Raw genomic sequence first — 12,978 nt, forward strand, 5'->3', positions numbered from 1 at the left:
TAGATGCGGCACAAACCGGGAGTTAAAAGGCCTCCCTACAATGTGTGGGTGTCGCTGGCAGCGATTCTAATTTCCTCCGCTTGGCGCACACCGATGCCAGGCACAGTCTGCATGAAAACCGTTCACAAGTCCGTCCTCATTTGGTACAGCCCCGAAGAAATGTTTGCCCTGGTCACCGGGGTGGAACACTACCCCCAGTTTCTGCCGTGGTGCGATCACGCGGGCGTGCTGGAGCAGACCGAGGACGGCATGACCGCCGAAGTGGGCATCGCGTTCAGCGGCATCCGCCAGACCTTTGTGACGCGCAATACCCACGAGGCAGGTCGGCGCGTGCAGATGCATCTCATCAAAGGGCCGTTCTCGCGCCTGGATGGCGACTGGCACTTCCACCCGGTGGGCGATGGTTCGCAGCGCGCATGCAAGGTGGAATTGCTGCTGAACTACGGTTTTGACAGTGCCACGCTCGCGGCGCTCGTAGGCCCGGTGTTTGACCGCATCGCTGGCAGCATGGTCGATGCCTTTGTGAAGCGTGCGGAGCAGGTGTATGGCTGAGCGGGTGCCGGGGAGCACTGTGCAGGTCACGGTGGTGGTCTGTATTGCTCCTCGCAAAACGCAGGAATGGGTACTTCAACTGCCCGAAGGTGCCACCGTGGCTGATGCGTTGCGGGCGTGTGGGGCGGATGGCGCACTGGGGCCGCAGGGCAGTGCAGACCGGCCGACCCTGGGCATCTGGGGGCGTGCAGTGTTGCCTGACGCCGCAATCAGACATCTGGACCGTGTGGAGGTCTACCGCCCACTGAAAGTGGACCCCAAGGTGGCCCGCCGTGAACGTTTTGCACGGCAGGGCGCGCGGACCACGGGGCTTTTTGCACGCCAGCGGCCCGGGGGTAAGTCGGGCTACTGAGGTCGCCTTGGGGGGCTCGGGTTAGCGCTTGCAGTCGGCGGCAATGATGCCGTCGAGGCGTTTGGATTCCGCCGCCCGGCCAGCTTCGTCGAGGAAGATGCGTTCGCCCTGGGCGTTGGATTGGGTGATGGGTCTGCCCGAATCAAACGCTGCCTTGGCCTGGCGCGCGCGCGTGCAGTTGTCTGCCTTGGCCTTGGCCAGCTTTTCTTCGTCTGCTTTTTTCTTGGCCGCTTCGGCCGCTTCTGCCTGGGCTTTTTTCTCTTCCAGGGCTTTGTCTTTGCCGGTACCCGGCGCGCTGGCGGCAGGCTTGGTGGCCGAGGCGGCAGCGGTGGTTGCGGCCACAGGGGTTCCTTCCGCTGGTGCGACTGCCACTGGAGCGGGTGCTGAACGCGGAACCCCGCCACCGGGCTGCTTCAGGATGTTCTTTTCCGGGGTATCTTGGGGTGGAGGGCGGTCGCTGAAGACCTTGCGGCCGTCCTTGTCGATCCACTGCCATTGCGCCGCCGCGCCCATGGCCCAGGTGCAGGCCACGGCCAGCAGGAGAAGCTTGTGCATTTTCATGCGGACAAGTTTATCCATGTGACTCACCCCCCGCCAGTGCGTTGAAGACGGGCGGGCGCGTTTTCACCACACGCGGCGCGGGTACAATCCGTCTTTTGGAGCTTTCTCATGCGCCTTCTTGGAAAAGCGCTCACCTTCGACGATGTGTTGCTGGTGCCAGCGTACTCCCAGGTCCTGCCCAAGGACACGTCCCTCGCGACGAAACTCTCCCGCAATATCCAACTGAACCTGCCGCTCGTGTCCGCCGCCATGGACACCGTGACCGAGGCGCGTCTGGCCATTGCCATTGCCCAGGAGGGCGGCATCGGCATCGTGCACAAGAACCTCACGCCGCAGGAGCAGGCTGCTCATGTGGCCAAGGTCAAGCGCTACGAGTCTGGCGTGTTGCGTGATCCCGTGGTCATCACGCCCGAGCACACGGTGCTGCAGGTGCTGCAGTTGTCCGAACAGCTCGGCATTTCGGGCTTTCCCGTGTGCGACGGCGGCAAGGTGGTGGGTATCGTCACCGGCCGCGACCTGCGCTTCGAGACCCGTTACGACGTCAAGGTCCACCAGATCATGACCCCGCGCGAGAAGCTCATCACGGTCAATGAAAAAGAGGGCACCACGCCGGCCGAAGCCAAGGCGCTGCTCAACAAGCACAAGCTCGAACGCATCCTGGTCGTGAACGACGCCTTTGAGCTCAAGGGCCTGATCACGGTGAAGGACATCACCAAACAAACCAGCTTCCCCAACGCTGCACGCGACGCCGCAGGTCGCCTGCGTGTGGGCGCTGCCGTGGGCGTGGGCGAGGGCACCGAAGAACGCGTTGAAGCGCTGGTCAAGGCCGGTGTGGACGCCATCGTGGTGGACACGGCCCACGGCCACAGCAAGGGCGTGATCGACCGCGTGCGCTGGGTCAAGCAGAACTACCCGCAGATCGACGTGATCGGCGGCAACATCGCGACCGGCGCGGCGGCCCTGGCGCTGGTCGAGGCGGGCGCGGATGCCGTCAAGGTCGGTATCGGCCCTGGTTCCATCTGCACCACCCGCATCGTGGCCGGTGTGGGCGTGCCCCAGATCATGGCCATCGACAACGTGGCCACCGCGCTCAAGGGCACGGGCGTGCCGCTGATTGCCGACGGCGGTATCCGCTACAGCGGCGACATCGCTAAGGCCCTGGCCGCTGGCGCAGGCACGGTGATGATGGGTGGCATGTTCGCAGGCACGGAAGAAGCCCCCGGCGAAGTCATCCTGTTCCAGGGCCGCAGCTACAAGAGCTACCGCGGCATGGGCTCCATTGGCGCTATGCAGCAGGGCAGTGCGGACCGCTACTTCCAGGAATCGAGTACCGGCAATCCCAATGCCGATAAGCTGGTGCCTGAAGGCATCGAAGGCCGCGTGCCCTACAAGGGCTCCATGGTCAGCATCGTTTACCAGATGGCTGGCGGCGTGCGTGCCTCCATGGGCTACTGCGGTTGCGCCACGATCGAAGAGATGAACAACAAGGCCGAGTTCGTCGAGATCACCACTGCTGGTATCCGCGAAAGCCACGTGCACGATGTGCAGATCACCAAGGAAGCGCCGAACTACCGCGCTGATTAAGGGACAACCCCCTGAGTCGCTTCGCGCCTTCCCCCTTCTCTCGAATGGCTGCGCCATTCGGGAAGGGAGACGCAGCCAGTGCACGCAAGCGAAGCGCCGCTGCGCAGCTAGGCGGCCCTTGCACGGCTGCCCTAGCCTGGATCGCGGGCGTTAGCAGGGCATGGGTCTGATCTACCTTGGGAGATGCCGAGTCTGGCCTGATTGAAAAAATCTGGTCAGACTGATATAGTCTGGTCTGAATTCACCATTCAGGCCAGACTTTTTTATTTATGCAGTCCGTTGGCATCTACGAAGCGAAAAGCAGGTTCTCTGCCTTGATCGAACTGGTCGAGCAGGGCGAGGAAGTGCGCATTACGCGCCATGGCAAAGAGGTGGTGCGCATGCTTCCCGTGCGTCGGCGCCCAGTGATTTCTGACGAGCAGATTGCGCGCGAGCTGGGCCAGATGGATGCGCTTCATGCCAGCATTCAACCCGCAGGTTCATCGACGGTGGATAGCCTGCGTCGCACAGGTCGGAGTAACGCATGACCGCCTTCGTGCTGGATGCCTCGGTCACCGCCGCCTGGCTGCTGCCTGACAGTGCTAGCGAACATACCCGCCGTCTTTACACCCTTATCCGCCGCGATGAGGTGGAGCCCCAGGCGCCCAACCTCTGGCACTGGGAGTGCCACAACATCCTGGCCAGTGGCGTGAACAGCGGGCGCATCCCCGCCACATCTGTCGAAGGCCTGTGGGGCGTACTCGAAGCCATCCGCCACCGGGTGGAGCTCCATGAATTGGCCCCTGCCCAGCACAAGGCCGTGCTCGACGTGGCACTGGAGACCGGCCTGCCCACCTTTGATGCGGCCTATCTGTGGCTCGCCCGCTCGCTGCGCTTGCCCCTGGCCACCTTTGATCCCCAACAGGCCGCTGCCGCACGGCGCAGCGGTGTCCCACTTCTCGACCTCTCCCGCCTCTGACGGACCACCACCATGCAACACCAGAAAATCCTCATCCTCGATTTCGGCTCGCAAGTCACCCAGCTCATCGCCCGCCGCGTGCGCGAGGCCAATGTGTACTGCGAAGTGCACCCTTGCGATGTGACTGACGAATGGGTGCGCGACTATGCCAAGGACGGTTCGCTCAAGGGCATCATCCTGTCGGGCAGCCACGCCAGCGTGACCGAAGACACCACCGACCGCGCACCGCAAGCGGTGTTCGATCTGGGTTTGCCCGTCTTGGGCATCTGCTACGGCATGCAGACCATGGCGCAGCAGCTGGGCGGCAAGGTCGAAATGGGCCACAAGCGCGAGTTCGGCTTTGCAGCCGTGCGCGCGCGCGGCCACACCGCCTTGCTCAAGGACATCGCCGACTTCACCACGCCTGAAGGCCACGGCATGCTCAACGTGTGGATGAGCCACGGCGACAAGGTCACCGAGCTGCCCCCGGGCTTCAAGCTCATGGCCAGCACCGACAGCTGCCCCATCGCCGGCATGGCCGACGAAAGCCGTCGCTTCTACGCCGTGCAGTTCCACCCCGAAGTCACGCACACCGTGCAGGGCAGGGCGTTGCTGGACCGTTTCGTGCTCGGCATTTGCGGCACCCGTCCCGACTGGGTGATGCGTGACCACATTGCCGAAGCTGTGGAGCAGATCCGCCAGCAGGTGGGTGATGAAGAAGTGATCCTGGGTCTCTCGGGCGGTGTGGATTCGTCCGTGGCCGCCGCGCTCATCCACCGCGCCATTGGCGACCAGCTGACCTGCGTCTTCGTCGATCACGGCCTGCTGCGCCTGAACGAAGGCGACATGGTCATGGACATGTTCGTCGGCAAGCTGCACGCCAAAGTGATCCGCGTGGATGCGAGCGACCTCTTTCTGGGCAAGCTGGCGGGCGTGAGCGACCCCGAAGCCAAGCGCAAGATCATCGGCGGCCTGTTCGTGGACGTGTTCAAGGCGGAAGCCGCGAAACTGAAGGCGGGCGACGGGGGCCACAAGGGTGCCACCTTCCTGGCGCAGGGCACGATTTACCCCGACGTGATCGAGAGCGGCGGGGCCAAGAGCAAGAAGGCCGTCACCATCAAGAGCCACCACAACGTGGGCGGTCTGCCCGAGCAACTGGGCCTCAAGCTGCTGGAGCCCCTGCGCGATTTGTTCAAGGACGAAGTGCGCGAACTCGGCGTTGCCCTGGGCCTGCCGCCCGAAATGGTCTACCGACACCCCTTCCCTGGCCCCGGCCTGGGCGTGCGCATTCTGGGCGAGGTGAAGAAGGAATACGCCGACCTGCTGCGCCGTGCCGACGCGATCTTTATCGAAGAGCTGCGCAACTTCCGTGACGAATCCAGTGGCAAGACCTGGTACGACCTCACCAGCCAGGCCTTCACCGTCTTCCTGCCCGTCAAGAGCGTGGGCGTGATGGGCGATGGCCGCACCTACGATTACGTGGTGGCCCTGCGCGCCGTGCAGACCAGCGACTTCATGACCGCCGACTGGGCTGAACTGCCCTATGCGCTGCTCAAGAAGGTGTCAGGCCGCATCATTAACGAAGTCCGCGGCATCAACCGCGTAACGTACGACGTGAGCAGCAAGCCGCCAGCGACGATCGAGTGGGAATAAACAAGCACTGTCACGCCAAAGACCTAGAAACAATGATCTGGCTTGATGCAGCGAGGGTCGTCTCCATCATGGCCGTGGTGGTCCTGCACGTGGTCGGCAGCGTGGTCACCGTGGCGGCGCTGGGTTCCCCTGGTTGGTGGTACGGCAATCTGTACGACGCCCTCGTGCGCTGGTGTGTGCCGGTGTTCGTGATGGTGAGCGGCGCGTTGTTGCTCGACCCGCGCAAGACCGAGGGCGTGGCCGAGTTCTACCGCAAGCGGGCGGCACGGGTCCTGCTGCCAATTGCCTTCTGGAGTGCTGTCTACATTCTTTGGAACCACCGGGGTGCCCTGGCCGAGCTGCGCGCGATGGATGTCTTGCACAGCGTTGCCAGAGGGTGGCCTCACTACCACCTGTGGTTCCTGTACATGATCCTGTGCCTGTACCTGTTCGTTCCCTTCCTGAGGACGCTGGTGCGCAACACAAGCCGGCGCGATCTGTGGTGGCTTGTGGCCTTGATGTTTGTGCTGTCTGGCGTGAACGAGTTTTCCCGCGTCTTTTCTGGCGATGGGGCGGGCCTTTTCATCAACTGGTTTCTGCCGTACCTGCCGTATTTCCTCTGTGGCTACCTGATCCAGACCAGTGACAGGAAAATCCCCCTGGCTGTGTTGATGGCGGTCTTTGGGTTGGCTGTGGCGGTCACCGCCGTGGGCTGCTACTGGCTGGGCCGCGCGCAGGGGCTGGACAGGGGACTGTATTTCTATGGCTACCTGAGCTTTTCCGTCATCCCCATGTCGATCAGCTTGATGCTGATGCTCAAACAATGCACCTTGGCGGGGGGATGGGCGCAGTGCGTTCAGAGGGTTGCTCCGTTAACGCTGGGCGTCTATCTGGTGCACCCGATTTTGCTGGAATCGTTCAGGGAATACGGTTTCAAGCCTGAGGACCACGCGCCGCTGCTCACGGTGCCGCTTGTGGCCGCTCTGGTGTTTGGTGGTGCGCTGGTGGTGGCGCTGGTGTTCCACCGTACCCCCTGGTTGAAACGGCTCATTTAGGAAGTCCATGCCGGACCACGTCTTCCCCGCCCTGGGAAGACGGCAAACCCCAGGCCAGGCTGCGGTCAGGCCCTGGCTTCACCGGTGACCGGGTCGTAGGCGGTTCCGTCGAAATTGATGATGCTGTTTGTGGCCGAGTCGTAAGTGGTCAGCCGGTAGGTGTCGGCACCTTTGCCGTCCAGACCGATGTAGGGCGCTTGGGCCAGAACCAAGCGGTTGTCTTGGGGAACTACCCCATCAGCCGTCCATTTATTGCTCATCAGCCATTCAGAGGGGTTCACGCCCTCAGGCGTTGCGACGGTCCCGTCCGTGCGCATTTTGGCGAGTGTCGGGTCCATGTTGAACCCTTCGGCTGCCAGCAGCATTTCGGGGTTCTTCTTGTAGAACGAGGCGGTCTCCGACGGCATTGCGGTCAGGTCGCTTTTGACGAGCGTCGAGCCATCCGTTGGGAACTGCGACAGTTTGCCGCTGCGAATGGCTTCGTAGTCCGCCGCAAACTCGGGGTGGTTCTTGAAGAACATGTAGCGGCCGACCACCTCCTGGTCGCCTCCGCTCAAAGACATCGCTGTCATCCGCACATAGTCCGGCACTTCGTAGTCTTCGGCAAACGTATCGCCCAGGCCACGCTCCCAGGCGCGGAATTCTTCCAGGTTGCTGAAGGGCGCCTTGACTGCGGCCTCGGTGGTCCCGGTGTCCGCCGCATCTTTGGTGCTGTAGAGGGCGGCGGTGGATTGGTAGGGTTTGGTTTGTGCGGGCACCGTGGTGGCCCCTGCGGTGCTGGTGCCAGTCGCTTTTCCCTGTGCAGCCTCGGCAGACAGTTGTTCCAGCGTGGTCTGCAATTCTTTGAGAAAGGTGACAGGGTCCGCGCCCGCGTGGTTCTGGGCCGTGCGCTCTGCCGCCTTGGCCGCCATGGAACTGGAGACGCCCAGGGACGTCAGCATGTTGGTGGCTTGTGAAATATCGAGCATGTTGCGACTCCTCGGGTGATCTGGCAGTCCATGGTGTGGCATCGGGTGGATCACCGGGCCGATGGGGGTTCTGTGGACGTTGCCTTGATAGTCCCTGAATTCGATCAGGCCAATCCCGGGGTAAGCAGCGGAAAAACGGTGCTTTTCGAGAGGAGGTGGCCCCCTTTGTTACTGGGGCGGTATGGGTAGCGAGAGGCGTTCGCACACAGCGTAAGGCGTGAGGAGTGCGACAACTACACTCACGGACTGTGTCAACGCCGCGTCGCAACTTCCCGTGAAGCCACTTGTTGCCCACCCACATTCACCCCAGCATTCACCTCCCGTCTTCCATGGTCCGACCCTTGACGCTTCCCACCGCGCCGCCACAACGTTCTTCTTCCTGGGGCAGAGGTCCTTCGCATGACGCCAGCTGCTGATTTCTGGCCCGGATGTGGCTTTCAGGCGCTGGCCCGGGATGCGCGCGGCTGGCTGGTGCCTTCCGATGAATACCTGCAGTGGCTGCTTGCCCGGCCTGAACTGGCGCTGGTGCCAGAGTCCTGCGCCGCCGAGATCGCCCTGCACGAATCTCTGGCGTTATCGCCTGCACGGGTGGTTTTGTCGGCCGAACTGGCAGCGGTGCAGGACGACGACGCCCGCGAAAACTACACCGTGTTCCTGCGTTTTCGCGATGGCCTGCTGGCCGCCGGCACGCTGGAGGCGTACTACTTGCAGCTCATGCGCAGTGGGGTGGTGAACGTGCCCGCCGTGTTCATCGACGCCGTGGTGCAGGCCCTGCTGCGCAACCTGCTCGACAACTGCAACGACGCCTTCGAAGCCCGCGCTGCCGAAATGCTGTTTCGGTCGCAGCGCATTACCTTGCAAGACGGGCAAATGCTGGCAGGCGACCGGGCGACGCTCGACATGCTCAACGAGACCGCGGGCCTGGGCGAGGTGGGCCGCTTGCTGCTGCAAAGCGGTGCACTGCAGCCCACGGCGCAGGTCAAGGTGCTGTCGGCCGACAATGCGGCGCAATATTGGCAGGAGAGCGACCGCCACCACTTTCTGCTCGACCTGACCCATGAGCTGACGCAGGACCTGAGCCATGGCCTGACCTTCAAGATGACCCGCGCCCGTTCTGGCCTGAAGGCGCTGGCGCGGGTGCTGGAGCGCTGGGTCGGCCACTTGCTGGGCGTGCAAGTGCAGATCGAGCCTGTGCACCAGGTCACCGACAGCGCGTGGCGCTGGCATGTGGGGCTGGATGTGGAGTCCACCGCCATCCTTAACGACCTGTATCAGGATCGGCCGGTGGATGGCGAGCGCATGGCGCGGCTGGTGAGCCTGTTCACGCTGACCTTTGCCAACCCGGCCGAGATGCGTGCCGATGTGGCGGGCAAGCCGGTGTACCTGGGGCTGGCGACCAACGCCGAGGGCGTGGTGCGCATCAAGCCGCAGAACCTGTTGCTCAATCTGCCGCTGGCATCGGTATCTTGAGTGCTATTAAATTAATAGCTAATAGCGCTTGATGAATAAGCGCTAGCAGCCAATTTTATTCAAATTTCTCCAGGTTGGATGATGGCCCGATGCTGGGCCCTCATCCAATTGTCATCAGGCTCGCGTTGCCGCCAGCTGCGGCTGTGTTCACGCTCAGCGCGCGCTCGATCAGCAGGCGCTCCAGCGGGATGTCCGTGGCACCGGGCTGCAGTGCCGTCACACCCACGATAGGCCCCGCGCGGCGGGCGAGGGCGGTGCACACGGCCTGCAGCGAGGGGGCGTCGCCGTGGTGCAGCACGGCATCCAGCTCCAGCGTGCCGTCGTTCAGCGTGTTGTCCTGCAACTGGATCTGCGCCTGCACCAGCGTGGGCAATGGCGTGCGCAGGTGGGCCTGGGCGTTGGGCCACAGGGCGGTGCCACCGGTGGCGAGCACGGCCGCAGTCTGTACCAGCAGGTCATCCACACTTCGCGCCAGGCACAGCACGCGGGCACGGGGGGCCAGGGTGTAGACGTTGCGCTCGCCCGTGGGGCCGGGCAGGGTGCGGGCGGTGCCGCTTTGGGTTTGCTGGGCAAACTGTTGGCAGGTGTTGGCCAGGGCTGCATTGCCCTGGATCTGCGCCCATTGCTGCAAGGTGGCCAGGGGCGCCAGCAGGCGCTCGCGCACTGCCTCTTCGGGCGGCGTAGCGCGGTCGGCGTCGGCAAAGGTGCGCGCCAGCACATCGGCCGGGCGCTGCGACAGCAGGCGCAGCAGGTACAGCGGCCCACCTGCCTTGGGCCCCGTGCCCGACAGGCCTTCGCCGCCAAAGGGCTGCACGCCCACCACGGCGCCCACCATGTTGCGGTTGACGTACACGTTGCCAGCATGGGCACGGTTCACCACGCGGGCAATGGTTTCGTCGATGCGGGTGTGCACGCCCTGGGTCAGGCCGTAGCCGGTGGCGTTGATCTGGTCGAGCAACTGGTCCAGGTCGTTGCGGGCGTAGCGCACCAGGTGCAGCACAGGGCCGAAGACTTCGCGTTGCAGCTCGCCGATGTGGTTCAGCTCGATCAGCGTGGGGGGAACGAAGGTGCCTTGTACGCCGGCGGCCGACACATGGTTCGGGTGCTGGAACACCCGATGGCCCTTGGCCTTGAAGTTCTCGATGTGTCGGACGATGCCCGCTTGTGCTTCGGCATCGATGACGGGGCCCACGTCCACACGCAGCGCTCCGGGGTTGCCCACGCGCAGTTCGCCCATGGCACCTTGCAGCATCTCCACCACGCGGTCGGCGGCGTCTTCCTGAACGCACAACACGCGCAGGGCGGAGCAGCGCTGGCCTGCGCTGTCAAAGGCCGACGACACGGCATCGCCCACCACCTGTTCCACCAGCGCGGACGAGTCCACGATCATCGCGTTCTGGCCGCCGGTTTCTGCGATCAGCGGAATAGGGCGGCCTGCGGCATCCAGGCGCCCGGCCACTGTGCGCTGCAGGATGCGGGCGACCTCGGTGGAGCCGGTGAACATCACGCCCATCACGCGGGCGTCGCCAATGAGGCGCGCACCCACGGTTTCGCCCTGGCCGGGCAGCAACTGCACGGCGGCGCGGGGCACACCAGCTTGCCACAGCAGGCGTACGGCCTCGGCGGCGATCAGCGGGGTTTGTTCGGCAGGCTTGGCCAGCACGGGGTTGCCAGCGGCCAGCGCGGCGGCGACCTGGCCCATGAAGATGGCGAGCGGGAAGTTCCAGGGGCTGATGCAGGCCACGGGGCCCAGCGGGAGGTGGGTGGCGTTGTCGAAGGTGCTTTGCACCTGGGCGGCGTAGTAGCGCAGGAAGTCCACGGCCTCGCGCACCTCGGCCACGGCGTTGTTGGCGCTCTTGCCCGCTTCGCGCATCAGCAGGCCCAGCAGGGGCTGCATACGGGCTTCGAGCAGGTCGGCGGTGCGCAGCAGGGCGGCAGCGCGCTCGGCGGGCGGCGTGGCGGCCCAGGGGGCTGCGGCGGCCTGGGCGTGGGCCAGGGCCTGGTCTACGTCGGCGGTGGTGGCCTCTTGCACCCGGCCCACCACATCGTGTTGGTCAGCAGGATTGCGCACGGGCTGGGTGGTGCCTGCGGGCAAGTCAGTAGCCAGCAGGGGCGCTGCCGTCCAGGCGTGGCTTGCCGTGGCTTGCAGCGTGGTGGCCAGCTCGGTCAGCGTGTTTTCGTTCGATAGGTCCAGCCCGCGCGAGTTGGTGCGGTGCGCGCCATACAGGCCCTGGGGCGTGGCAATGCGGGGGTGGGGCAGGCCAGCGGTGCCTTCTGCCGCAGCTTGCTGGTCCACCACTAGCACGGGGCTCTTCACCAGCTCGTCCAGCGCAATCGTTTCGTCGGCAATGCGGTTCACGAACGAGGTGTTGGCGCCGTTTTCCAGCAGACGGCGTACCAGGTAGGCCAGCAGGGTTTCGTGCGTGCCCACGGGGGCGTAGATGCGGCATGGGCGTCCCAATTTACCGGCGGTGATGGCCCCCACCACCTGCTCATACAGCGGCTCGCCCATGCCGTGCAGGCACTGGAACTCGTATTGCCCGGCGTAGTAGTTGCTGCCCGCCAGTTGGTAGATGGTGGCCACCGTTTCGGCGTTGTGGGTGGCGAACTGGGGGTACACGGCCTCGGGTGCGGCCAGCAGCTTCTTGGCGCAGGCGATGTAGGAGATGTCGGTGTGCACCTTGCGCGTGTACACCGGGTAGTCTTCGAGGCCATCGACCTGAGCGCGCTTGATTTCGCTGTCCCAGTACGCCCCTTTGACCAGGCGCACCATCAGGCGGCGATGCGTGCGGCGCGCCAAGTCCACGACAAAGTCGATGACATAGGGGCAGCGCTTTTGGTAGGCCTGGATGACAAAGCCAATGCCGTTCCAGCCCGCCAGCGTGGGTTCGTGGCACAGGCGCTCCAGCAGGTCCAGCGACAGCTCCAGCCGGTCGGTTTCTTCAGCGTCGATGTTCAGGCCAATGTTGTACTGCTTGGCCAGCGCGGTCAGGCGCAGCACCAGCGGGTACAGCTCGTCCATCACACGGCCAAATTGTGCGCGGCTGTAGCGCGGGTGCAGGGCCGACAGCTTGATGGAGATGCCTGGCCCTTCATAAATGCCACGCCCGGCAGAGGCTTTGCCAATCGCATGGATGGCCTGCTCGTAAGAGGCGTAGTAGTGCTCGGCGTCCGCGCTGGTCAGCGCGGCCTCGCCCAGCATGTCGTACGAATAGCGAAAGCCCTCGGCTTCCATCGTGCGGGCGTTGCGCAGTGCTTCGTCAATCGTCTCGCCGGTCACAAACTGCTCGCCCATCATGCGCATCGCCATGTCCACGCCCTTGCGGATCAGCGGCTCGCCGCCCTTGCCGATCAGACGGCTGAGCGAGTTACCCAGGCTGCCTTCGCTGTGTGTGGCCACCAGCTTGCCGGTGATCAGCAGGCCCCAGGTGGCGGCGTTGACGAAGAGCGACGGGCTCTTGCCCAGGTGGGCATCCCACTGGCCATGGCTGATCTTGTCGCGGATGAGCGCGTCGCGCGTGGCTTTGTCGGGGATGCGCAGCAGCGCCTCGGCCAGGCACATCAGTGCCACGCCTTCTTGCGACGACAGCGAAAACTCCTGCAGCAGACCCTGCACGATGCCCGCGCGCCCGGCGCTGGCCTTGCGTTCGCGCAGCGCCTTGGCAATGCGCAGGGCCAGTTGTTCGGCCGACGCCGCTTGATCGGCAGGCAGGCGGGCCTGGGCCAGCAGCGGGGCCAGGGCCTCGGACTCGGCGCGGCGGGTGGCGGCGGTGATGGCGGCGCGCAGAGGGTTGTTCAGCGGTGTGCGGGGCGCGAAGTCTGCAAACGGGGCGGAGGGCTGCGTCATGGCGGTGTCTTTCAGGGATT

Annotated in this window: 11 protein-coding genes; 8 read left to right on the forward strand and 3 right to left on the reverse strand. The window is 64.4% G+C overall.

Annotated elements, in window-relative coordinates:
• The first annotated feature begins 111 nt into the window (after window positions 1–111).
• Window positions 112–552 (forward strand): type II toxin-antitoxin system RatA family toxin, encoded by a 441-nt coding sequence (locus ACODS0_RS13270; RefSeq protein ID WP_121420481.1) that lies wholly within the window; start codon window positions 112–114, stop codon window positions 550–552.
• Window positions 545–904 carry an RnfH family protein gene (locus tag ACODS0_RS13275; protein WP_055398152.1) on the forward strand — a complete coding sequence of 120 codons (360 nt, stop codon included), beginning with the start codon at window positions 545–547 and terminating at the stop codon, window positions 902–904. The genes ACODS0_RS13270 and ACODS0_RS13275 overlap by 8 nt, the downstream gene beginning before the upstream one ends.
• A 21-nt stretch (window positions 905–925) precedes the next feature.
• Here the strand turns inward: ACODS0_RS13275 and ACODS0_RS13280 are convergent, their stop codons facing one another.
• A complete protein-coding gene (locus tag ACODS0_RS13280; protein WP_488835755.1) occupies window positions 926–1,465 on the reverse strand; it encodes a DUF4124 domain-containing protein in 540 nt (179 codons plus the stop codon).
• Between the two features lie 108 nt (window positions 1,466–1,573).
• Here ACODS0_RS13280 and guaB point away from each other — a divergent pair, with 108 nt between their 5' ends.
• The 5 genes from guaB to ACODS0_RS13305 all read left to right on the forward strand — a co-directional run bounded on the left by guaB (window position 1,574) and on the right by ACODS0_RS13305 (window position 6,673).
• A complete protein-coding gene (gene guaB, locus ACODS0_RS13285) occupies window positions 1,574–3,049 on the forward strand; it encodes an IMP dehydrogenase (RefSeq protein ID WP_228897898.1) in 1,476 nt (491 codons plus the stop codon).
• A gap of 269 nt (window positions 3,050–3,318) precedes the next feature.
• Complete coding sequence (locus ACODS0_RS13290; RefSeq protein WP_142145376.1) at window positions 3,319–3,576, forward strand: type II toxin-antitoxin system Phd/YefM family antitoxin; 258 nt, start codon at window positions 3,319–3,321, stop codon at window positions 3,574–3,576.
• A complete protein-coding gene (locus tag ACODS0_RS13295) occupies window positions 3,573–4,007 on the forward strand; it encodes a type II toxin-antitoxin system VapC family toxin (RefSeq protein WP_055398149.1) in 435 nt (144 codons plus the stop codon). Before ACODS0_RS13290 ends, ACODS0_RS13295 begins: the two co-directional genes overlap by 4 nt.
• A gap of 12 nt (window positions 4,008–4,019) precedes the next feature.
• Window positions 4,020–5,639, forward strand: coding sequence for a glutamine-hydrolyzing GMP synthase (guaA, locus tag ACODS0_RS13300; protein ID WP_218300134.1), 1,620 nt, complete (start codon window positions 4,020–4,022; stop codon window positions 5,637–5,639).
• A 32-nt stretch (window positions 5,640–5,671) separates the two neighbouring features.
• Window positions 5,672–6,673 (forward strand): acyltransferase, encoded by a 1,002-nt coding sequence (locus ACODS0_RS13305; protein ID WP_488835471.1) that lies wholly within the window; start codon window positions 5,672–5,674, stop codon window positions 6,671–6,673.
• 65 nt (window positions 6,674–6,738) lie between these two features.
• On the opposite strand, the gene ACODS0_RS13310 is transcribed toward ACODS0_RS13305, so the two are convergent.
• Window positions 6,739–7,641, reverse strand: a complete 903-nt coding sequence (locus ACODS0_RS13310) for a hypothetical protein (RefSeq protein WP_488835473.1) — start codon at window positions 7,639–7,641, stop codon at window positions 6,739–6,741.
• Between the two features lie 399 nt (window positions 7,642–8,040).
• On the opposite strand from ACODS0_RS13310, the gene ACODS0_RS13315 reads away from it, so the two are divergent.
• Entirely contained in the window at window positions 8,041–9,111 is a 1,071-nt protein-coding gene (locus ACODS0_RS13315) for a DUF6352 family protein (protein WP_121506036.1), read from the forward strand.
• 100 nt (window positions 9,112–9,211) lie between these two features.
• Here ACODS0_RS13315 and putA read toward each other — a convergent pair whose 3' ends face one another.
• Window positions 9,212–12,958 carry a trifunctional transcriptional regulator/proline dehydrogenase/L-glutamate gamma-semialdehyde dehydrogenase gene (gene putA / locus ACODS0_RS13320; protein ID WP_488835475.1) on the reverse strand — a complete coding sequence of 1,249 codons (3,747 nt, stop codon included), beginning with the start codon at window positions 12,956–12,958 and terminating at the stop codon, window positions 9,212–9,214.
• Between the last annotated feature and the right edge of the window lie 20 nt (window positions 12,959–12,978).

The organism is Acidovorax sp. FG60, assembly GCF_057808995.1.